The following is a 21,595-nucleotide window of genomic DNA, read 5'->3' on the forward strand; positions in this document are numbered from 1 at the left end:
TGAGTCTCGAAAACGGTGATGAAACGTTTCATGACACCGCAAGGCCGACAGCACCTCACGTCAAGGTTTCCGATGCGGGAGATCCGCCTTTCACGAACCGGCCCGAAGGCGGGCACGCAGACATCTTGACGCCGCCGGAGCGCTGTGGATAGCTTCCCTGAAACGATTCAAGCTGTGTTCAGAGGTGGTCATGCCGGACCTGGCCGAAGGGCGTCGACATCATGGACGCGACGGGCCGAGCCGCATGTCGATACTGCTCCGCGCCCGTTTCGCGGCGCGTTGTCATACCGTTCATCGAAACCGCTAGGAAGTCCCATGACCGTCCACTCCGAAGCCGCCGCCCTCCTCGACCGCTCCCATCGACTCGGCGCCGACCCCCGCAACACCAACTACGCCGGCGGCAACGCCTCCGCCAAAGGCACCGCCCCCGATCCCGTCACCGGTGGTGATGTCGAGCTGATGTGGGTGAAGGGGTCCGGCGGGGATCTCGGGACGCTCACCGAGGGCGGGCTCGCCGTGTTGCGGCTCGACCGGCTGCGGGCGCTGGCCGGTGTCTATCCGGGGGTCGACCGCGAGGACGAGATGGTCGGCGCCTTCGACTACTGCCTGCACGGCAAGGGCGGGGCCGCTCCCTCCATCGACACCGCCATGCACGGGCTCGTCGACGCCCCGCACGTGGACCATCTGCACCCGGACTCCGGGATCGCGCTCGCCTGCGCCGCCGACGGGGAGAAGCTCACGGCCGAGTGTTTCGGGGACACCGTGGTGTGGGTGCCGTGGCGCCGGCCGGGGTTCCAGCTCGGCCTGGACATCGCGGCCGTCAAGGCGGCCAACCCGCGGGCGATCGGGTGCATTCTCGGCGGGCACGGGATCACCGCCTGGGGCGACAGCTCCGAGGAGTGCGAGCGGAACTCCCTGCACATCATCCGCACCGCCGAGAAGTTCCTGGAGGAGCGCGGCAAGGCGGAGCCGTTCGGGCCGGTCGTCGAGGGGTACGGCGTGCTGCCGGAGGCCGAGCGGCGGGAGCGGGCCGCGGCCCTCGCACCGTACGTCCGTGCGCTCGCCTCCCAGGACCGGGCGCAGGTCGGGCACTTCACCGACTCCGGCGTCGTCCTTGACTTCCTGGCGCGGGCCGAGCATCCGCGGCTCGCCGCGCTGGGCACCTCCTGCCCCGACCACTTCCTGCGGACGAAGGTACGACCGCTCGTGCTCGACCTGCCGCCGACCGTGCCGGTGGCGGAGGCGGTCGCGCGCCTGCGTGAGCTGCACGCCGCGTACCGGGAGGAGTACGCCGCCTACTACCGGCGGCACGCCCTGCCCGACTCCCCCGCGATGCGCGGCGCCGACCCGGCGATCGTGCTCGTGCCCGGCGTCGGCATGTTCAGCTTCGGGAAGGACAAGCAGACCGCCCGGGTCGCGGGTGAGTTCTATGTCAATGCCATCAACGTGATGCGCGGCGCCGAGGCCGTGTCGGCGTATGCGCCGATCGAGGAGTCGGAGAAGTTCCGGATCGAGTACTGGGCGCTGGAGGAGGCCAAGCTCCAGCGGATGCCGAGGCCGAAGGCGCTGGCGACCCGGGTGGCGCTGGTGACGGGGGCCGGAAGCGGGATCGGGAAGGCGATCGCGCACCGGCTGGTGGCCGAGGGGGCCTGTGTCGTCGTCGCCGACCTCAACGCCGAGGGCGCGGCCGCGGTGGCGGAGGAGCTCGGCGGGGCCGACAGGGCCGTCGCGGTCACCGTCGACGTGACGGACGAGGAGCAGATCGTCGCCGCCTTCCGGACCGCCGTACTGGCCTTCGGCGGGGTCGACCTCGTCGTCAACAACGCCGGGATCTCCATCTCCAAGCCGCTGCTGGAGACTTCGGCGAAGGACTGGGACCTCCAGCACGACATCATGGCCCGCGGATCCTTCCTGGTCTCCCGGGAGGCGGCCCGGGTGATGACCGCGCAGGGGATCGGCGGCGACATCGTCTACATCGCGTCGAAGAACGCCGTGTTCGCCGGTCCGAACAACATCGCCTACTCGGCGACCAAGGCGGACCAGGCCCATCAGGTGCGGCTGCTGGCCGCCGAGTTGGGCGAGCACGGCATTCGCGTCAACGGGGTGAACCCCGACGGTGTGGTGCGGGGGTCGGGGATCTTCGCCGGGGGGTGGGGGGCGCAGCGGGCCGCCGTGTACGGCGTGGAGGAGTCCGAGCTGGGCGAGTTCTACGCGCAGCGGACCATCCTCAAGCGGGAGGTGCTGCCCGAGCATGTGGCGAACGCGGTGTTCGCGCTGACGGGTGGCGAACTCACCCACACCACCGGACTGCACGTCCCCGTCGACGCGGGTGTGGCGGCCGCGTTCCTGCGATGAGCTCGCCGAGGTCGTACGCGGCGGTCGACCTGGGTGCGTCCAACGGGCGGGTCATGGTCGGCCGGGTGGGCCCGGACTCGCTGGAGCTGGCCGAGGCGCACCGGTTCGCGAACCGGCCGGTGCGGGTGCCGGAGGGGCTGCGGTGGGACGTACTCGCCCTGTACGCAGGGGTGTTGGACGGGCTGCGGGCGGCAGGTGCCCAGAGCGATGGAGAACTCGACTCCGTCGGCATCGACAGCTGGGCCGTCGACTACGGGCTGCTGGACGCCGACGGGGCGCTGCTCGGCAACCCGGTGCACTACCGGGACGCGCGGACCGAGGGGATCGCCGAGAAGGTGTGGGCGAATGTGCCGGCGGTGGAGCTGTACGCCCGCACCGGGCTCCAGTACGCGCCCTTCAACACCCTCTACCAACTGGTGGCCGCGCGGTCGAGCGCCCAGTTCGCGCACGCCGAGCGGCTGTTGCTCGTCCCCGACCTGCTGTCGTACTGGCTGACCGGCGAGCAGGGCACCGAGCTGACCAACGCCTCCACCACCCAGCTGATCGATCCCCGGACGCGCGACTGGTCGTACGAGGTCGCGGACCGGCTGGGGATCGACCTCGGGCTGTTCGCGCCGCTGCGGCGGCCCGGAGATCCCGCCGGGTCGCTGCGGCCCGAGGTGCTGGAGGAGACGGGGCTGACCGGGCCGGTGCCGGTGACCGCCGTCGGCTCGCACGACACGGCGTCGGCGGTCGCCGCCGTACCGGCGCTCGGCGAGCGGTTCGCCTACATCTGCACCGGCACCTGGTCACTGGCCGGGCTGGAGCTGACGGCACCCGTGCTCACCGAGGCGAGCCGGGCCGCCAACTTCACCAACGAACTGGGGCTCGACGGCACGGTCCGCTATCTGCGCAACATCATGGGACTGTGGCTGCTCCAGGAGTGCGTACGGGCCTGGGGCGACCCGGACCTGGGCGAGTTGCTGCGGGAGGCGGCCGACGTGCCGGCGCTGCGGTCGGTGGTGGACGCGGGCGACAGCGGTTTCCTGGCACCCGGGCGGATGCCGGAGCGGATCGCCGGGGCGTGCCGGGCCTCCGGGCAGCCGGTGCCGCGGACGCCCGGTGAGATCACCCGGTGCATTCTGGACTCCCTGGCGCTCGCCCATCGGCGGGCGGTCGCGGCGGCGCAGCAACTCGCCGACCATCCGGTGGACACGGTGTACGTGGTGGGCGGTGGCACCCGCAACGCGCTGCTCTGCCAGCTCACCGCGGACGCCTGCGGGCTGCCGGTGGTAGCGGGACCGGCGGAGGCGGCGGCCCTCGGGAACGTGCTGGTCCAGGCCCGCGCGCACGGTGTCGTCGGCGATCTGGCCGACATGCGTCGGCTGCTCACCCGAACCCAGCCGCTGACCCGGTACGTGCCGCGCGGCGACACCGCCCGCTGGGAGGCGGCCGAGGCGCGGCTGGCCACCCGGTGAGGAGGTGTCACCGATCGACCGGTGACGGCTCCCGACTCGCCACACCGTGACCGGGTCTCCCGTTGATCGCACCGGCCTACTACGCTGCACTCATCCGATGATCGACCTCTAGGAGCCGCGATGCGTGTCGCCCTCTTCCTGACCTGCGTCAACGACACGCTCTATCCGGACACCGGCCGCGCCGTGGTGAAACTCCTGACCAGGCTGGGCGTCGAGGTCGATTTCCCGATGGCGCAGACCTGCTGCGGGCAGGCCCACTACAACACCGGTTACCGTCATGAGGCGGAGCCGCTGGCCCGGCATTTCTCCGATGTCTTCGGTGAGTACGAGGCGATCGTGACCCCGTCCGGGTCGTGCGGGGCGATGGTGCGGGAGCTGTATCCGAGGATGGGCGAGCGGGCGCGGGCGGAGGGGCGCGGGAGCGGGCTGGCCGCGGCGCTGGCGCCAGTGGTGCCGAAGACGTACGAGCTGACGGAGTTCCTGGTGGACGTCCTGGGGGTGACGGACGTCGGGGCATATTATCCGCACTATGTCACATACCACCCGACCTGCCACGGGCTGCGGAGTCTGGGGCTCGCCGACCGCCCCCGTCGCCTCCTCCAGGCCGTCAAGGGCCTGGAGTTGGTGGAGCTGCCGGGCGCCGAGGAGTGCTGCGGGTTCGGCGGCACGTTCGCGGTGAAGAACGCCGACGTCTCCGCGGCGATGGGCACCGACAAGGTGCGCAACGCCGAGTCGACCGGCGCGGAGGTGCTGTGCGCGGCCGACAACTCCTGCCTGATGCACATCGGCGGCACCATGACCCGGCTCGGCAGCGGGCTGAGGCCGGTGCACATCGCGGAGATCCTGGCGAGCACGGAGGAGGAACCGGCCGTATGAGCGGGACCTATCTGGGGATGCCGGCCTTCCCGAAGGCCGCGCACGAGGCCGTCAACAACCCCACCCTGCGCGCGAATCTGCGCCACGCCACACACACCATCCGCGCCAAGCGGGCCAAGGCGGTCGCCGAGGTGTCCGACTGGGCCGCGCTGCGCGAGGCGGGCAAGCAGATCAAGGACCACACGCTCCGCCATCTCGACCGCTACCTGGTCCAGTTGGAGGAGGCGGTGACGGCGGCGGGCGGTACGGTCCACTGGGCCGCCGACGCCGACGAGGCGAACCGGATCGTCACCGAACTGGTCAAGGAGACCGGTGAGTCGGAGGTCGTGAAGGTCAAGTCGATGGCCACCCAGGAGATCGGGCTGAACGAGGCGCTGGAGGCCGAGGGCATCCGGGCCTACGAGACCGATCTCGCCGAGCTGATCGTGCAGTTGGGCCACGACCGGCCCTCGCACATCCTGGTCCCCGCCATCCACCGCAACCGGGGGGAGATCAGGGACATCTTCCGCAGGGAGATGGGCGAGTGGGGGCGCCCCGCACCCGAGGGCCTCACCGACACCCCGGCCGAACTCGCCGAGGCGGCCCGGCTCCACCTCCGGGAGAAGTTCCTGCGCGCGAAGGTCGGCGTCTCCGGCGCCAACTTCATGGTCGCCGAGACCGGCACCCTGGTCGTCGTCGAGTCCGAGGGCAACGGGCGGATGTGCCTCACCCTCCCCGAGACGCTGATCTCGGTCGTCGGCATCGAGAAGATCGTGCCGACCTGGCAGGACCTGGAGGTCTTCCTGCAGACCCTCCCCCGCTCCTCCACCGCCGAGCGGATGAACCCGTACACCTCGACGTGGACCGGCACCACCGACGGCGACGGACCGCAGACCTTCCACCTGGTGCTCCTGGACAACGGCCGCACCGACACCCTCGCCGACGAGGTGGGCCGGCAGGCCCTGCGCTGCATCCGCTGCTCCGCCTGCCTCAACGTCTGCCCGGTCTACGAACGGGCGGGCGGCCACGCCTACGGCTCGGTCTACCCGGGCCCGATCGGCGCCATCCTCAGCCCCCAGCTGCGGGGCACCGCGAGCGAGATCGACGCCTCGCTGCCGTACGCCTCGTCGCTGTGCGGGGCCTGCTACGAGGTCTGTCCGGTCGCCATCGACATCCCCGAGGTGCTGGTGCATCTGCGCGAGCGGGTGGTGGAGGGCGGCGAGGCGGTCCGGAACGGCAACAAGGTGCTGCTCAAGCCGGCCAAGGGGCACGCGGCCGAGCGGGTGGCGATGCGTGCGGCCCGCTGGGCGTTCTCCCACCCGGCCGCCCTGCGCACCGGCCAGCGGCTCGCCTCCCGCAGCCGCCGCCTGCATCCCCGTACGCTGCCGGGACCCGGCCGGGCGTGGACCGAGACCCGGGACCTGCCCGCCGTACCGGCGGAGCCGTTCCGGGACTGGTGGCAGCGGAGCGGCGGCGGAAAGGGCGGTGCGAAGTGAGCAGCAGGGAGCGGATCCTGGGCCGGGTGCGGCGGGCGCTGGCCGAGGTACGGGACGAGGACACGCCCGTCGAGCGGGCGTACTTGCGGGAGCACGGGCAGCGGAGCGTCGCGGAGACGGTGGACCTCCTCGCCGAGAACCTGGCGGACTACCGGGCGCTCGTGCACCGGTGCGCGGAGGACGAACTGGCCGCCACGATCGGGCGGTTGGTCGCCGAGCACGGTTCGAGGTCGGTGGCCGTGCCCACCGGACTCCCCCCGGAGTGGCTCACGGCGACCGGGGCCGAGCAGATTGCGGACCGGGCCGAGAGCACCCCGCACGAACTCGACCGGGTCGGCAGCGTGGTCACCGGCTGCGCGGTGGCGATCGCCGAGACCGGCACGATCGTCCTGGACGGCGGCCCCGATCAGGGCCGCCGCCGGATCACCCTCGTCCCCGATCACCACATCTGTGTCGTACGGGTCCCGGACCAGGTCGTGTCGTCCGTGCCCCAGGCCCTCGAACGGCTCGATCCGACCCGCCCGTTGACCTGGATCTCCGGCCCCTCCGCGACCAGCGACATCGAGCTGGACCGGGTCGAGGGGGTACACGGTCCGCGCACCCTGGAGGTGGTGCTCGTCGGCGGCGACCGTCCGGGCGCCGAGGTCAACGCGGGCGATTCGTAACGGGCGCGGTTAACGTGAGGGAATGATCCGGTTCGAGCAGGTCACCAAGCGGTACGCGGACGGGACGACCGCGGTGGACGGCCTCTCCTTCGAGGTGGCCGAGGGTGAACTCGTCACGCTGGTCGGCCCCTCCGGCTGCGGCAAGACCACGACGATGATGATGGTCAACCGGCTCATCGAACCGACCTCGGGCCGGATCCTCGTCGACGGCGAGGACGTCGCGGGGGTCGACCCGGTGCGGCTGCGGCGCCGGATCGGCTATGTCATCCAGCAGGTGGGCCTGTTCCCGCACCGCACCATCCTCGACAACACCGCGACCGTCCCGGCTCTGCTCGGCTGGAAACGGGCCAGGGCCCGGGCCCGCGCCGCCGAACTGCTCGACCTCGTCGGCCTGGACCCGAAGACGTACGGGCCGCGCTACCCGGACCAGCTCTCCGGCGGCCAGCGGCAGCGCGTCGGCGTGGCCCGGGCGCTCGCCGCAGATCCCCCGGTGCTGCTGATGGACGAACCGTTCGGCGCGGTCGATCCGGTGGTGCGGGAGCAGTTGCAGGACGAGTTCCTCCGGATGCAGGCCGCCGTGCGCAAGACCGTGCTGCTGGTCACGCACGACATCGAGGAGGCGGTGCGGCTCGGCGACCGGATCGCGGTGTACGGGCAGGGGCGGATCGAGCAGTTCGACACTCCGGGTGCGGTGCTGGGCAGGCCGGCCACGCCGTACGTGGCCGGGTTCGTGGGCGCGGACCGCGGGCTGAAGCGGCTGTCGGTGACCGACATCGAGCCGGACGACCTGGAACAGCCGCCGGTCGCCCACCTGGGCGAGTCCGCCGAGAGCGCCGCCGCGCGGTTGCGGGCGGAGGGCGCCCGGTGGGCGGTGGTCCTGGACACGCGCGGCGACCTGCACGGCTGGGTCGGCCGGGACGAGCTGGCGGCGGGCGGCACGATCGACGGACTCGCCCACCGGATGACCGCGTGGGTACCGGTGGGCGCCCCGCTGAAGCAGGCGTTCGGCGTGATGCTCCAGTACGACGCCGGGTGGGTCGCGGTGCTGGACGGCTCGCGCTTCCTCGGCGTCCTCACCCCGGCCAAGCTGCATGAGGCGCTGCGCCGCTCGGTGGACGCGGAGGCACGCGGCGTCTCCCGGGGGCAGGTGCCGTTCGACTCGGTCTCCGACGCCTGACGGCAGAGGCGGTCGTCAGCAGTACGTCATCGGGCAGCCGCGGCGCAGCGAGTGCTGGGCGGCCCGCAGGTACAGCGCGACGTAGAAGGCGGTGTCCAGGTCCTCGCCCCACGGGCCGGGGCGGGACTCGGCCGTTTCCTTCGCCTGACCCTCCAGGAACCACATGGTCAGATCGAGGTTGTCGCAGGCCTCCGGTATCGCCTCGACAGGAAGCCCGATCACCGCCGCCAGCCGCTGTGCGAGGGCGAGCACCTCGGGCGCACCGGCGACCACCGTCTCGTCGGTGTAGGCGGACTCGACGGGCAGCCGGATCTCCTCGTCGAGCGAGAAGGGCACCAGCACCGACCAGCCCAGCAGCAGCTCCCCCTCCCTCGGGGACAGGTGCTCCCGGCACAGTGCGCCGAACCCGTCCATGGCCGGTACCAGCTTCTCCTCGAACGACAGCCCCGAGCCGCGCACGAAGGCGGCCGCCTCGGGCACCGACTCGTACGGCGCCAGCCCGCGCCGCCGCAACTCCTCGTCGAGAGCCGCGGCGAGGGCGCCCCTGCCGCCCTCGTCCTCGTCGCCCCCGTCGCCGTCGAGCCACTCCTGCGCACCGACACTCACCAGATAGATCCCCATGCCCCGAACGTACCGCCCGACACTGACAACGGGCCCGGGCATCACGCCGCCGGCCGTCACTTCAGCAGGCCCTTGTCCCGCAGATAGGTCCGGGCCACGTCCTGGGCCAGCCGCCGCCAGCTGTCGACCTGCTGGTTCATCGAGGCCAGGTCGGCCGTCGTCAGGACGTCGTTGAGCTTGCCGAGCGCCTTGGTGACCCGCTCGCTGCCGGCCCGGGCGCGGTTGACGACCGGGACGACGTAGTCGGCGTTCTGCAGATGCCTGTCGTCAGCGAGGAGGACCAGTCCGAACTGGTCGAGCGTCGCGTCGGTCGTCGTGGTCAGCACCATCTGGTCCTGCCCGCTCTGCACGGCCCGCTTCGCCTGGGTGGTGCCGACGCCCTTGGGGTCGATGCCGGTGATGTCGATGCCGTAGACCTTCTTCAGCCCCGGCTCGCAGTACGGCCGTTGCACGCATTCGTCGCCCGCCGCGAGCCGTACCTTCAGCCCGGAGGCACCGAGGTCGCTGAGCGTTCTGAGGTGGTGCTGCCGGGCGTAGGCGGCGGTGACCGCGAAGGCGTTCTGGTCCACCGCCCGGCCCGGGTCGAGGACGGTGAGGCCACGGGGGGTGGCGAGGCGGCGGAGTGCCTTCATCGTGGTGGTGAGGTCCGGGGAGCCCACCGGTGGTGCGTCGGGGCCGTTGGTCTTGGCGTTGAGCCAGTCGGCGAAGGTGGCCGCGTATTCGGGGACCACGTCGATCTGCCCGGACTCCAGGGCGGGTTCGTAGAGTTCGCGGTTGGCGACGGTGATCAGGGAGGTCCGGTATCCGGCCTGGTTCAGGAGCTGGGCGTACATCTGGGCGAGCAGGTCGCTCTCGGTGAATCCGGCGGAGCCGATGGTCAGGTGCTTGCTGTCGCCCGGGGGCGCGGTGACCTCGCCGCGGTTCTCCAGGGAGGGGCCGGTGGTGCAGGCGGTGAGGGTGAGGAGCACCGCGCCGACCGCCGTACGGAGTCTCATCGCGAGCCCCGCAGCCAGACCGGGGCGAGCCGCTCGGCGAGCGCGAAGACGCCCTCGACGATCAGGGCGAACACGGCGACCAGGATCGCTCCGGCCACCACCATGGGCGTGCTGGCCAGATTGAATCCGGCGGTGATGATCCGGCCGAGTCCGCCGCCGCCTGCGAGCGCGGCGATGGTGGCGGTGGCGACGAGCTGGACGGCGGCGATCCGCACCCCGGTGAGGACCATGGGGAGCGAAAGGGGCAGTTCCACGTGAAGCAACATCTGTCGCCCGGTCATCCCCATCCCCCGGGCGGCCTGCACGATGCTCCGGTCGACCTCGCGCATGCCGACGTAGGCGTTGGTGAGCAGGGGCGGTACGGCGAACAGCACCAGGGCGACCACGGTGGGACCCTCGCCCCACCTGCCGATCGGGGTGAGCAGGAGCAGCACCAGGACGGCGAAGGTGGGGACGGCCCGGCCGACGTTGGAGATGTTCACGGCGAGCGCGCCGCCCCTGCCGAGGTGGCCGAGGACCAGCGCGACCGGGAGCGCGATCAGGCAGCTGATGACGAGGCAGACGACGGTGAGGACGAGGTGCTGAAGGAGCCGGTGCCCGATGCCGTCGTCGCCGGCCCAGTGCGCGGAGTCGGTGAGCCAGGCCCAGGCGTCGGTGAGCGTCTTCACGCGCGGGCCGCCCGCGTCCACGGGGTGAGCAGCCGCTGCACCCCGAGCAGCAGCAGGTCGGCGGCGACGGCGATCAGCACGCAGAGCACGGAGGCGGTGAGCACCTGGGCCTTGAAGTAGGTGTTCATGCCGGCGTAGATCAGGTTGCCGAGTCCGCCGAAGCCGACGATCGCGCCGACGGTGACGAGGGAGACCGCGGAGACGGTGGCGATGCGCAGGCCGGCCATCGCGGCGGGCAGCGCGAGGGGCAGTTCGACGGTGAGCAGGAGACGGATCGGACCGTAGCCCAGGCCGCGGGCGGCCTGCCGGGTCTCCTCGGGGACGGCGCGCAGTCCGGCGAGGATGTTGCGGACGAGCAGGGTGAGCGAGTAGAGCACCAGGCCGGCGACGACGAGGGTGGCCGAGAGGCCGTACAGGGGCAGGAGCAGGGAGAACATCGCCAGGGAGGGGATGGTGTAGAGGATGGTCGTGATGCCGAGGACGGGGCCGGCCGACCAGCGCCGGCGGCGGGCCAGTACGGCCAGGGGAACGGCGATGACGAGTCCGACGATCACCGAGACCGCGGTGAGCCGGAGGTGCTGGCCGACCGCGTCGAGGAGGATCTGGCGGCGGCTGGTCAGATAGGCGCCGCAGATCCACTCGTTGCGCGCGAGGCAGTCGTTCGGGGGCGCGGTCACGCCTCCATTGCATCGGGTGGGCGACCGGCCCGGCGCGTTGTGGTGATCCGTCCGGGCGGCTACTTCAGGCCGGCCGCGTCCAGCAGTGTGGTCACCGTCCGGGTGACCAGCCCGTCGTCGAGGTGCTCGATGTGAGCGCCGGCCCGGGCGCTGGCCCCGTCGAAGATCAGCATGAGCTGCCGGGCGAGCAGCGCCGGATCCGCCGCACCGCCCTGTTCGGCCTGCTCCTCGAAGTAGCCCTGCAGCAGTTCCTTGGCGGCTCGGGCCACCACGCTCGCGGGATGCTCGCCGTCCTTCAGTTCGACCAGGACGGCGAGGTACGGGCAGCCGCAGTAGCCGGGGGCCGCCGCGTTCTCCTCCACCCGCCGGAACACGTAGCCGATCCGTTCGCGAGGGGTGGCCGTCTCGCTGTCCGGGGACCTGAGCTGGGCCTCGTACCAGGGCCTGCGCCGCTCCAGGCTGGCGGCCAGCACCTCGTCCTTGCTGTCGAAGAGCTGGTACATCGACCGTTTCGAGACCCCTGCGGACCTGCACAGCGCCTCGACGCCGATGGAGACGCCGTCGCGGTAGAAGAGCTCGGCGGCGGCGGCGAGCAGGCGGTCGCGGGGGGACGCCTTGTCTGTGGTGGCCATACGGCCGAGGTTACCGCGCGGGGCACTGTGAGGAAACCGATCGGTATACAGGGTGGCCCAGGTGGTGAACAAGCGCTTAGATAGGAACCCGGACCTGTTCCCCGCGCACGATTCGCCTGCGTACGCGCCACGACCCCGATCAGCCGGAGGCCCCCGTTGTTCACTTCCGTCGACGACGTCTCCGCCCGCCTCGCGGAGACCGGCTACCTCGCCTCCCCCGCCGTCGCCACCACCGTCTTCCTGGCCGACCGGCTGGGCAAACCGCTCCTCGTCGAGGGCCCCGCCGGGGTCGGCAAGACCGAGCTGGCGAAGGCCGTGGCCCAGGTCGCCGGGGCCCGGCTGGTACGGCTGCAGTGCTACGAGGGCGTGGACGAGTCCCGGGCGCTGTACGAGTGGAACCACGCCAAGCAGCTGCTGCGGATCAGCGCGGGCCGGGACGAGACCTGGGACGAGGCCCGTACCGACATCTTCAGCGAGGAGTTCCTGCTCCCCCGCCCGCTGCTCACCGCGATCCGGGGCGACGACCCGAAGGTGCTGCTGATCGACGAGACCGACAAGGCCGACGTCGAGGTGGAGGGCCTGCTCCTGGAGGTGCTCAGCGACTTCCAGGTGACCGTCCCCGAGCTGGGCACGGTCACCGCGACCCGCCGCCCCTTCGTGGTGCTCACCTCGAACGCGAGCCGCGAGCTGTCCGAGGCGCTGCGCCGCCGCTGCCTGTTCCTGCACATCGGCTTCCCGGACGAGGAGCTGGAGCGCCGGATCGTACGGCTGAAGGTGCCGGAGCTCACCGAGGCGCTCACCGAGTCCGTGGTCCGGGTGGTCGGGGCGCTGCGGGCGATGGACCTGCGCAAGGTCCCCTCGGTGGCGGAGACGATCGACTGGGCGCGCACCCTGCTGGCCCTGGGCGCCGACACCCTGGACGAACAGGTCGTACGGGACTCCCTGGGCGTGATTCTCAAGCACCAGGACGACATCCAGAAGGCGGCCGCCAAGCTGGACCTGGACGCGCTGTGAGCACATCGGCCGGCGCACCGGCTGACGCACCGGGCGACGCTCCGGCCGACCTTGCCGACCGGCTGACGGGGCTGGTCGGGGCGCTGCGGGCGCACGGGGTGCGGGTCGGCACCGGGGAGACCGTGGACGCGGGCCGGGCGGTGGCGGCGCTGGGCCTGGCGGACCGGGAGCTGCTGCGCGAGGGGCTGGCCGCGACCCTGCTGCACGGCACCGGCCAACGGGCCGTGTTCGACCAGGTCTTCGACCTCTACTTCCCGCGCGCGGTGGGCGCGCCCGGCGGTGGCTCCGGCGACCCGTCCGGCGACCGGGAGGAGCTGCGGGAGCGGCTTGCGGCCGCGCTGGCGGACGACGACACCGCGCTGCTGCGGCAGTTGGCGGCCGAGGCCGTGGACGGCCTGGGCGGATACGGGAGTTCGCCGGGCTCGGACGGCTGGTCGTCGTATCAGACCCTGGACCGGCTGCGGCCCCAGACGCTGCTCGCGCGGGTGCGGGCGGACGTCCGGGCACGGGGCGGCGGCGAGGGGTTCGCGGACCGGCTGCTCGACGACGAGATCCGGCGGCGGATCGAGACCTTCCGGGGCATGGTCGCGGCGGAGGCCCGGCGGCGGGTGGCCGAGCGGCGCGGCCGGGACCGGATCGCCCGGCGGGCGGTGGCGCCGAGCGCCGACCGGGTGGACTTCCTGTCGGCCGGGCGCGAGCAGCTCACCGAGCTGCGCAGGACCGTGCAGCCGCTGGCGCGGAAGCTGGCCACCCGGCTGGCCGCGCGCCGCCGCCGGGCCGCGCGGGGCACCATCGACCTGCGGCGCACCCTGCGCGGCTCGCTGTCGACGGGCGGGGTGCCGATGCGGCCGGTACTGCGCCGGCGCCGCCCGGTCCGCCCCGAGCTGGTACTGCTGTGTGACGTCTCCGGCTCGGTGTCGGGGTTCTCCGATTTCACGATGCTGCTGGTGCAGGCGCTGCACGACCAGTTCAGCAAGGTCCGGGTGTTCGCGTTCGTCAACCGGATCGACGAGGTGACCGGCCTCCTGGAGCACGGCCGGGCCGATCCGGAGGGGCTGGGAGCCCGGATCCGCGCCGAGGCGACCCTCACCGGCTGGCACGGCAGCAGCGACTACGGCCACGCGCTCGGCGAGTTCGCGGAGCGGTACGGCGCCGCGGTGGGCCCGCGGACCACGGTGTTCGTGCTCGGCGACGCCCGTACCAACAACCTCGACCCGAACCTCGCCGCCGTCCGCCGGATCGCCGGACAGGCACGGCGCGTCTACTGGCTGAACCCCGAGCCGCACTCCCTGTGGGGCACCGGCGACTCGGCCGCGCCGGACTACGCGGAACTGGTGGAGATGCACGAGTGCCGTACCGCCCGCCAGCTCGGCGGGCTGATCGCGCGGCTGCTGCCGGTCTGACACACCGGGTGCCGTCACCCACGGAAGGTGACGGCACCCTCGGCCGTTCTCAGCCCTCCTTGGCCTTCGCGTAGTCCGCTGCCATGCCGCCGGCGAAGTCGTAGGGGATGACCTGCTCGTCGCCCACGACCCAGGCGTCGGCGGTGCCGTCCTGGACGGGGATGTCGACGGCGTACCCGTGCACGGTCGTCATGGTCCTTGCCTCTCCGGCGGATGCGGAGCGGTCATCGGCGGTCGGCTCACCTGGCCGGTTCGGCCTCCTCCAGGACGCCCACCGTCGGTGCGGTGTCCTGCCGACCGCGGAGAGTCAGACCAGGCAGGGCCACCACGAAGGCGACGGCCGCCAGGCCGGCCGCGCCGAGCAGACCGACGCGGGCGGCGGCCGGGAAGTCCCCATGGGTGGCGAGGAGTTGGCTGAAGTAGAGGGAGCTCGCCAGGGCCGTGCCCAGGGAGGTGCCGATCTTCATGCCGGTCTGGTAGACCCCGGCCGCCGTGCTGCCCTCCCGGCGCGGTACCAGATGGAGGGCGAGTGTCTGGTTCGCCGCGATGACGAACCCGGCGCCGCAGCCGGCCACCAGGAGCGGCAGGGCCATCAGCAGGAACATGTTGTCGCCGGGTCCGGACCCGCCGACCGTCAGCGCGGTGGCCGCGAGCCCGAGTGCGGTGAGGGCGGTGCCCACGACGACCAGGAGGCGGCCGACGCGGTGTACGAGACGGCCGCTGATGATGCCGCAGACCGCGGACCCGGCGGTGAACAGCACGGTGCACAGCGAGGCCTTGAACGGGGAGTAGTGCATGCCCTGTTGGAGGAACTGCGCCAGCACGATGAAGATGCCCGTGAAGCCGCCGTACAGGGCAGCGGCCACCAGGCTGCCGACCCAGTAGGTGCGTTCCCGGAAGAGGTCGATGTCGACCAGGGGCTGGCGGGCCCGGCCGGCGACCGAGCGTTCCCACAGCACGAAGAGAGCCAGCAGGGCGAGACCGGCCCCGGCGAGCCACCAGCGGCGGTCCGCCCACGCCCCGCTCTGCAGCAGCGGGAGCATCACGGCCATGACGGCGAGGCCGAGGACCAGGACACCCACCAGGTCGAAGGAGTTGCGGCGTTCGGCGCGCCGTCCCTCGGGCAGCAGGCGCACGGCCAGCGGCAGCACGGCAAGGTCGAGCGGGACGAAGAGGTAGAAGATCCAGCGCCAGCCGTCGGCCGTACCGAAGGCCTGCAGAACGGCGCCGCCGAGCAGCGGGCCGATCGCGGTGGAGAGGCTGACGGTGGCGCCGTAGTAGCCGAAGGCCCGGCCGCGTTCGCGGGGCGGATACATCTGGTGGAGGAGGCCGACGACCTGGGGCGCGACCAGTCCGGCGGCGATGCCGCGGGCCAGGCGGCCGGCCACCAGCCAGGTGGCGTCGGGCGCGACCGCGCACAGCACTCCGGTGACGGCGAACAGCACCATCCCCACGAGGAAGACCTTCTTGCGGCCGAACTCGTCGCCGAGCCGGCCGCTCGGGATCAGGGCGAGACCGAAGGTCAGGGTGTATCCGGCGATCGACCAGGTCGCCTGCCCGGAGGACAGGTGCAGTTGGCGTTCCATGGAGGGCAGCGCCACGGTCAGGATGCTCACGTCGAGCAGGGTCAGGAAGGCGGCGGAGATGCACACGGCCAGGGCCTGGGTGCGGCGGCGGGGGGTGAGTCGGGTGGTTTCGGCGGTTGCGGGCTGTCCCTTGTGCCCGGGGCTGTCGGGTGTTGCGTTGAGGTCTTCCGGCGTCTTTGCCATGGCGTACCTCTGTTTCCCATCGGCTCTTCGTACGGGGCGTTCGATGCCGTGGGGGCGCGGCTGCGGCCCCCTGGGGAATGCGGCTCGTGGTGGGCGGCGAGCTGCATCCGTTTCCGGAACGGGCCGGGACCGTCCCTGACACGGTCCCGGCCCTGCTGGTGGAGGCGGGTCAGCCGGCGTCGGCGACCAGGCCGGCCTTCGCCACGCCGAAGACCGCGACGGCCTCGTCGTTGTCGGGCCGGTCGCCGCTCACGCCGACCGCGCCGAGCAGTTCGCCGCTCTCGTCCCGGATCAGTGCACCGCCCTTGGAGGACGCGATGCGCCCCTCGGAGATGGTCGCGAGGGCGGCGAAGAACGCGGGGTCGCGGGTGGCGTGCCGGGCACCGGCGGCGCCGCCCTGGCCGGTGCCGAGGCAGCCCCAGGCCTTGGCGTGGGCGATCTGCGGGCGCAGGATGCCGGCGGCCTCCTCCCTTTTGACGACCAGGGGGTGGCCACCGGGGTCGAGGACGGTGACGGTCAGCGGACGCAGGCCCAGTTCGCGGGCGTGGCTCAGGGCCGCGTCGACGATCTCGGACGCCTGGCTCAGCGTCAGTGCGGTCATGGCTGTGGCTCCTCTTCTTTCTCGGGTCGGCCGGGATCCCGGGGTTGTCCGGGTTTCCCGGCGGTGGGTTGCTCGGGACGGGGGATGGTGTGCGCGGCCGCGCTGTCGCTGACGCGGGTGGCGGCGTACAGGCCGAGCAGATTGACGGCGGCGAGGGTGAGGAAGGCGGCGCGGTAGCCGGTACCGGCGGCCGTACGGTCGCCGGCCGTACCGGCGGTGACCAGGACGGTGGTGGCCACCGCCACCCCGGCCGCGCCGCCGAGCCTGCGGCCGACGTTGAACAGGGTCGAGGCGCGGCCGGAGGACGCGTCGGACACGGTGGCGAAGGAGGCGGACTGGGTGCCCACGAAGACCTGGCCGACGGCGAGCCCCATGCAGAAGAGCAGTGGGACGACGAGCCACAGGCCGGGGTCCAGGGGCAGCACCAGCGCCATCACGGCGATGACGGCGCTGGTCCCGCCCGCGCCGAGCATCAGATGGCGCCGGGGCCGCAGTGCCCGGTAGAGGACCCGGCTGGCGAGCTGGGAGCCGGTGACCACCCCGACGGCCTCGGGGAAGGTGGTGAGGCCGGCGGCGAGTGCGGTCATGCCCCGCTCGTCCTGGAGGTAGAGCGTGAGGGTGAACAGGGTGCCGAGGAAGGTCACCGACTCGACGGTCATCACCGTGGTGCCGGAGGCGAACAGCCGGTCCCGGAGCAGCCGTACGTCGATCATCGGGGCGCGGCTGCGGAGTTCGGCCACCGTCATCGCGGTGAGCAGCACCGCCCCGCAGGCGAGGGCGGCGACCACCGGCACGGTCCACCAGCCCTGCTCCGGCCCCACCGAGACGCCGTACATCAACAGACCGAACCCGCAGGCGGCGAGCAGAAAGCCGATGAGGTCGAATCTCTCGGCGGGCCGGGCCGGTCGGTTGCGCAGGAAGAGCGCGCCGAAGGCGGTGGCGAGGACGCCGACGGGGACGTTGACGTAGAAGATCGCCCGCCAGGAGACCTGGGTGACCAGGATGCCGCCGAGCACCGGGCCCATGGTGGGGGCGAGGCCGTTGGCGATGCTGAGGACCGCCGAGGCCCGTACCCGTTCGTGCGGGGCGAAGGTGCGCAGCAGCATCGCCATGCCGACGGAGGCGAGCATCCCGCCGCCCGCGCCCTGCACCACCCGGAAGACGACCAGCTGACCGAGGCTCGTGGCCGTACCGCACAGCGCCGAGCCGGCCGTGAAGACGGCGACGGCGGTGAGCAGGGTCCGTTTGCCGCCGAAGCGGTCGCCGAGCCAGCCGGAGGCCGGGACGGAGACGGCCAGGCTCACCAGGTACGCGATGGACACGGTGTCGACGGCCGTGGCGGGGACGTCGAAGGCGCGGCCGATGGTGGGCAGGGCGACGTTGACGATCGTCATGTCGAGGGTGCTCAGGAACAGCCCGGCCACGTAGACGACGCAGACGGCCACCTTCTGGCTGACGCCACGCCCGCCTCTCCGCGTCGCCTCGGCGGGTTCCGTGGCCGGGGGCGCGCTCATCCGACCGGTGCGGTGGGCCGGGCCGCGGTCAGCCGGAGCAGGTCGTCGAGGACACCGTTCGCACTGTCGTCGAGACCGGGGGCGGGCTCGAACCTGCCGTCGGCGGTGAACGACAGCCGGACGAACGGGATGTGCACGGATCCGGCCACCGGCAGCATGCCCAGGGAGGTCACGACGGGCAGCAGGGCCTGTACCGCCCGCGAGCCGGCGGCGACTCCGCCGTAGCCGACGAAGGCGACCGGCTTGCCCCGCCACTCCCTGGCCAGGTAGTCGAGGGCGTTCTTGGTGGCCGCGTTGTAGCTGTGGTTGTACTCCGGCACCACGAAGACGTAGGCGTCCGCGGCGCTCACGAGTTCGCTCCAGCGGCGGGTGTGCTCGTGCTCGTAGCGGCCGCGCTGCGGGGGATGCGGCTCGTCCAGCAGGGGCAGGGCGACCTCGGCGAGGTCGACGAGGCCGGCGTCGAAGCCGGGGTGGTCCAGTGCCAGGGCATGGAACCAGGTGGCGACGGCAGCGCCGCGGCGGCCGGGGCGGGTGCTGCCGATGACGGTCTGCAGACGGGGTCGGGGCATGGGTGGCCTTTCGTCGCTCAGTCGTCGAGGACGACTTTGTTCTCGATGACGCCGAGCCCCTCGACCTCGCCGCGGACGACGTCGCCCGGCCGTACGGCGCCGTGGCCGGCCGGTGTCCCGGTGGACAGCAGATCGCCGGGCGCGAGGGTCATGGCCGCGGTGAGCCAGACCAGTTGCTCGGGAATGGTGTGGAACATCTCGGTGGTGCTGCCGTTCTGGCGCACCTCCCCGTTGACCCACTGGCGGATCCGCAGGCCGTGCGGGTCGGGGATCTCGTCGGCGGTGACGAACCAGGGGCCGCAGATGCCGTAGGTGTCGAATCCCTTGGCCCGGTCCATGCGGTTGTTGTCCAGCTCCGAGACATCCCGGGAGCCGACGTCACTGAAGCCGACGTAACCGGCCACCGCGCGCAGGGCGTTGTCGAGGGTGAGATGCCGGGAGCGGGTGCCGATGACGGCCGCAAGCTCCATCTCCGGGTCGACCCGCTCGGAGATCGCGGGGTGCCGCAGGTCGTCGTACGGGCCCGCGAGGGCACCGGGGGCCTTGAGGCAGCCCTGGAGCCCGCGGGGGATCGGTGGCCGTCCCCCGGGGGTGGGGCTGCGGCGCGGGTAGTTGGCCAGCATGCACCAGACGGTGTGCGGCCTGCCGATGGGCGGTCCGAGCCGGCCCGGTTCGGCGGACCACAGGCCGTCCTGGTCCAGGACACCGCTGTCGGCGTGGGTGACGACCCAGTCGAACAGGCGCTGTACGGCGTCGAGTCCGGGGTCCGTGCGGAGCAGTTCGGGCAGGTCTGCCGGGACGACGCGCCGGGAGCGGGCGAGGGCGTCGTCCCGGTGGACGCCCTCCGTCTCCAGCCGTCGCACGAAGGCGGCCCGGAGGTCGACGAGTTGGTCGGGCAGCACTTCGGCGAAGCAGAGCCGGTCGCCGAAGGGGGTCCGCCGTGAGGCGATCTTCACGGTTGGGGGCTTTCTGGTGAGGGACGGCGGGCGGGCCGCGAGGGGGACGGGACGGCCGTGCGGCCCGACGGCCGGCTGGTGGCCGGCCGTCGTAGGGCTCTGTCCGGCTCAGCCGTTGTCGGCGTCCTTGGGGTTCTCGAAGCGGATGCCGCCGTCCGTGACGACGGTGACGAACTTGTCGTCGTCGGGCTCGACCGGGAGCTGGATCGGCGGCAGGCCGACGGTGAACAGCACCACTTCCTCGGCGGCGGCGTAGCGGGCCTTCTCCCCCGGATCGGCCTCGACCGCGCCGAGCCGGCCGATCGCGGTGCCCTCGACCGTGCCGGTGCCGGAGAGCACCACGGTCAGCCGCTTGGCGACGTCGCTCTCCGAGATCCACTCGGCGCCGGCGTCGAGCTTGACGAACTCCACGTAGAACTCACGCTCGGTGTAGGTGCCGACGTGCTTGCGCTTCACGCCCGGCCAGCCGGCCACGGGCAGCCAGTTGAGGTGCTCGGGGTCGGTGATGACGACTCCGTTGTAGCGCGGCTTGGGGAACTTCTGCTCCCGCTGCCGACGGTGCTCGGCCTGCGCCTCCTTGTTGTCCGGGCCCCGGCCGCGGCCCGCGCCCATGCCCAGCGCGGAGGCGCCGCCGAACTGCAGGACGAGCTGCAGCTGCTTGGGGTCGGTGAGCCGGTCGTCCTGCGGGCCGTAGGTCTGGCCCTCGGGGAAGTAGCCGACCTCGCCCTCGCGCAGGATGCCCTGCTCACCGAGGTTCATGTCGCCGACCAGCGGCAGCCGGATCTGCTCGAAGGTGTGGCAGTGCCGAGGCATGGAGAAGTCGCCCTCCTGGCGGCCCAGGATGTAGCGGTAGTTCTCCAGCGGCTTGCTCCGATCCCCCATCAGCAGGTAGTTGAAGGCGACCGTGCCGCGGGGGTGGTCCATCTTGTACGCGTTCGGGTCGAACGGCGCGATCTTCATCGCTGTCCTCCGTTGTCGTCGAGCACCCGTGCGGGAACCGTGCGGCCTGGGGCTCGCCCGGTCGGGCGGGTGGGGGTGAGAAGGCGATCGGCCGTCGGGCGCGCGGCCGGCTGGGCCGCGGCAGGTCTCGTCCCGTCCGGGAGGGACCTCCGGTCGTCGCTGCCCCTCCAAGAAACCTTCCTAGTAGGTTTGTGTCAAGGTAGGAGATGGGCTTTCATCGAAATTGAAGAAAGAGCCTGGTGGCATGCACGCGACCCCGTCACCTTGCCGCGACCTACCAGGTAGGTTACCTTTACTCGTAGACCACAGAAGATCCGGGCGCCGCACGTCCGGAAACACGCCCGGGAGTGACATGTCCGTGCCCCAGAACCCCGCGAAGATCTTCCGCGGCCGGGTGGCCGACCAGATCGTCGAGGACCTGCGCTCACAGATCCTCAGCGGCGCCCTGCCCGACGGCTCACGGCTGCCGTCCGAGCGGGAGTTGGCCGCGTACTACGACGTGAGCGGCCCCACCGTCCGCGAGGCGGTCCGGGTACTGACCGCGATGGGCCTGGTCAACACCCGCAACGGCAGCCGGGCGACGGTCACCGCGCAGGGCGACACCCTGCTCGCGGTGTCCATCGCCTCCGTGGTACAGGTCGAGAAGGTGAGCGGCCGGGAGGTCCTCGGCCTGCTCGGCGCCCTGAACGCCTACGCCGCCGAACTCGCCGCCGAACACGCCACCGACGAGGAGGTCGACCGGCTGCGGGCGGCGGCGCAGGCCGTCCCCGCCGCCGAGGGCGTGGAGCGGACCGCCGCGGCGTTGCGCGACTTCTTCGCCGTGCTCGGCGAGATCTCGCACAACCCGCTGCTCGCCGCGCTGTGCCGGTTCATCAGCGAGATGCAGATCGGACTCGGCGTGAAGCTCTCCGGCGGCGAGGGCGGAACCTTCGGCCGGGTCGCCGGCCCCCTGCACACGGAGCGGATGCGGATCGTGGCCGCGGTCGCCGCCCGGGACCCCCGGCACGCGGCGGCGGTGGTCCGCGACTACCACCGCGAGGCCCTCGAACGGATCACGGCGGCCCGTGCATCCGAGGGGGACACCAACGTCTCGGACAACGGTCTCACCGAGGCACTCACCGCCTGGCTGCGGACGAACGTCACCCTCGGCGGCCAGGTCACCAACCCCCGGAGCACCCTCTCGTAACCGCACCGTCCCCTACGATCCGCAC

The 21,595-nt window shown here is 72.1% G+C and carries 20 protein-coding genes and 1 pseudogene; 9 read left to right on the forward strand and 12 right to left on the reverse strand.

The genetic code is table 11. From position 1 onward, the window contains the following. The first annotated feature begins 315 nt into the window (after positions 1-315). The 6 genes from ABT137_RS23845 (at position 316) to ABT137_RS23870 (ending at position 8,005) form a co-directional block, all read left to right on the forward strand. Positions 316-2,355, forward strand: a complete 2,040-nt coding sequence (locus tag ABT137_RS23845; protein WP_351712028.1) for a bifunctional aldolase/short-chain dehydrogenase — start codon at positions 316-318, stop codon at positions 2,353-2,355. Next, entirely contained in the window at positions 2,352-3,812 is a 1,461-nt protein-coding gene (locus ABT137_RS23850) for a rhamnulokinase (RefSeq protein WP_351712030.1), read from the forward strand. The genes ABT137_RS23845 and ABT137_RS23850 overlap by 4 nt, the downstream gene beginning before the upstream one ends. Before the next feature lie 120 nt (positions 3,813-3,932). After that, positions 3,933-4,688, forward strand: a complete 756-nt coding sequence (locus ABT137_RS23855) for a (Fe-S)-binding protein (RefSeq protein ID WP_351712032.1) — start codon at positions 3,933-3,935, stop codon at positions 4,686-4,688. Next, positions 4,685-6,163, forward strand: coding sequence for a LutB/LldF family L-lactate oxidation iron-sulfur protein (locus ABT137_RS23860; protein ID WP_351712034.1), 1,479 nt, complete (start codon positions 4,685-4,687; stop codon positions 6,161-6,163). The genes ABT137_RS23855 and ABT137_RS23860 overlap by 4 nt, the downstream gene beginning before the upstream one ends. Then, positions 6,160-6,828 (forward strand): LutC/YkgG family protein, encoded by a 669-nt coding sequence (locus ABT137_RS23865; RefSeq protein WP_351712036.1) that lies wholly within the window; start codon positions 6,160-6,162, stop codon positions 6,826-6,828. The genes ABT137_RS23860 and ABT137_RS23865 overlap by 4 nt, the downstream gene beginning before the upstream one ends. A gap of 22 nt (positions 6,829-6,850) precedes the next feature. Further along, on the forward strand, positions 6,851-8,005 hold the full coding sequence (locus ABT137_RS23870; protein ID WP_351712038.1) for an ABC transporter ATP-binding protein: 1,155 nt from the start codon (positions 6,851-6,853) through the stop codon (positions 8,003-8,005). A 15-nt stretch (positions 8,006-8,020) separates the two neighbouring features. Here the strand turns inward: ABT137_RS23870 and ABT137_RS23875 are convergent, their stop codons facing one another. Genes ABT137_RS23875 through ABT137_RS23895 form a run of 5 tightly spaced genes read right to left on the reverse strand, consistent with a single transcriptional unit; the run spans position 8,021 to position 11,598 of the window. Beyond that, positions 8,021-8,626 carry a hypothetical protein gene (locus ABT137_RS23875; RefSeq protein ID WP_351712040.1) on the reverse strand — a complete coding sequence of 202 codons (606 nt, stop codon included), beginning with the start codon at positions 8,624-8,626 and terminating at the stop codon, positions 8,021-8,023. Positions 8,627-8,682: 56 nt separating this feature from the next. Then, the gene (locus tag ABT137_RS23880; RefSeq protein ID WP_351712042.1) at positions 8,683-9,621 is read right to left on the reverse strand and encodes an ABC transporter substrate-binding protein; all 939 of its coding nucleotides are present in this window, start codon (positions 9,619-9,621) and stop codon (positions 8,683-8,685) included. Beyond that, the gene (locus tag ABT137_RS23885) at positions 9,618-10,289 is read right to left on the reverse strand and encodes an ABC transporter permease (protein ID WP_351712044.1); all 672 of its coding nucleotides are present in this window, start codon (positions 10,287-10,289) and stop codon (positions 9,618-9,620) included. The genes ABT137_RS23880 and ABT137_RS23885 overlap by 4 nt, the downstream gene beginning before the upstream one ends. Continuing rightward, positions 10,286-10,966: an ABC transporter permease gene (locus ABT137_RS23890; protein WP_351712046.1), complete on the reverse strand. Its 681-nt coding sequence runs from the start codon at positions 10,964-10,966 to the stop codon at positions 10,286-10,288. Before ABT137_RS23890 ends, ABT137_RS23885 begins: the two co-directional genes overlap by 4 nt. A 59-nt stretch (positions 10,967-11,025) precedes the next feature. Further along, positions 11,026-11,598: a TetR/AcrR family transcriptional regulator gene (locus ABT137_RS23895; RefSeq protein ID WP_351712048.1), complete on the reverse strand. Its 573-nt coding sequence runs from the start codon at positions 11,596-11,598 to the stop codon at positions 11,026-11,028. Positions 11,599-11,754: 156 nt separating this feature from the next. Between ABT137_RS23895 and ABT137_RS23900 the strand changes: the two genes are divergently transcribed. Together ABT137_RS23900 and ABT137_RS23905 are read left to right on the forward strand one after the other, a co-directional pair. After that, on the forward strand, positions 11,755-12,612 hold the full coding sequence (locus ABT137_RS23900) for an AAA family ATPase (RefSeq protein ID WP_351712050.1): 858 nt from the start codon (positions 11,755-11,757) through the stop codon (positions 12,610-12,612). Further along, the gene (locus tag ABT137_RS23905) at positions 12,609-14,015 is read left to right on the forward strand and encodes a VWA domain-containing protein (RefSeq protein WP_351712052.1); all 1,407 of its coding nucleotides are present in this window, start codon (positions 12,609-12,611) and stop codon (positions 14,013-14,015) included. Before ABT137_RS23900 ends, ABT137_RS23905 begins: the two co-directional genes overlap by 4 nt. A 49-nt stretch (positions 14,016-14,064) precedes the next feature. Here ABT137_RS23905 and ABT137_RS23910 read toward each other — a convergent pair. From ABT137_RS23910 to ABT137_RS23940, 7 genes and pseudogenes are all read right to left on the reverse strand, one after another. Continuing rightward, a pseudogene (locus ABT137_RS23910) lies at positions 14,065-14,154 on the reverse strand (cupin domain-containing protein); the annotation flags it as partial. A gap of 100 nt (positions 14,155-14,254) precedes the next feature. Further along, complete coding sequence (locus ABT137_RS23915) at positions 14,255-15,784, reverse strand: MFS transporter (RefSeq protein ID WP_351712054.1); 1,530 nt, start codon at positions 15,782-15,784, stop codon at positions 14,255-14,257. A gap of 169 nt (positions 15,785-15,953) precedes the next feature. Continuing rightward, entirely contained in the window at positions 15,954-16,385 is a 432-nt protein-coding gene (locus tag ABT137_RS23920) for a GlcG/HbpS family heme-binding protein (protein ID WP_351712056.1), read from the reverse strand. Next, positions 16,382-17,899, reverse strand: a complete 1,518-nt coding sequence (locus ABT137_RS23925) for a DHA2 family efflux MFS transporter permease subunit (protein WP_351712058.1) — start codon at positions 17,897-17,899, stop codon at positions 16,382-16,384. The genes ABT137_RS23920 and ABT137_RS23925 overlap by 4 nt, the downstream gene beginning before the upstream one ends. Then, entirely contained in the window at positions 17,896-18,468 is a 573-nt protein-coding gene (locus ABT137_RS23930) for an NADPH-dependent FMN reductase (protein WP_351712060.1), read from the reverse strand. The genes ABT137_RS23925 and ABT137_RS23930 overlap by 4 nt, the downstream gene beginning before the upstream one ends. 17 nt (positions 18,469-18,485) lie before the next feature. Further along, on the reverse strand, positions 18,486-19,424 hold the full coding sequence (locus ABT137_RS23935; protein WP_351712062.1) for a fumarylacetoacetate hydrolase family protein: 939 nt from the start codon (positions 19,422-19,424) through the stop codon (positions 18,486-18,488). Between the two features lie 108 nt (positions 19,425-19,532). Continuing rightward, positions 19,533-20,384, reverse strand: a complete 852-nt coding sequence (locus tag ABT137_RS23940) for a hypothetical protein (protein WP_351712064.1) — start codon at positions 20,382-20,384, stop codon at positions 19,533-19,535. Between the two features lie 352 nt (positions 20,385-20,736). Here ABT137_RS23940 and ABT137_RS23945 point away from each other — a divergent pair, with 352 nt between their 5' ends. Further along, positions 20,737-21,570, forward strand: coding sequence for a FadR/GntR family transcriptional regulator (locus ABT137_RS23945; RefSeq protein ID WP_351712066.1), 834 nt, complete (start codon positions 20,737-20,739; stop codon positions 21,568-21,570). The last annotated feature ends 25 nt before the right edge of the window (positions 21,571-21,595 follow it).

Source organism: Streptomyces sp. NPDC001980 (assembly GCF_040296885.1).
Taxonomy (GTDB): Bacteria; Actinomycetota; Actinomycetes; order Streptomycetales; family Streptomycetaceae; genus Streptomyces.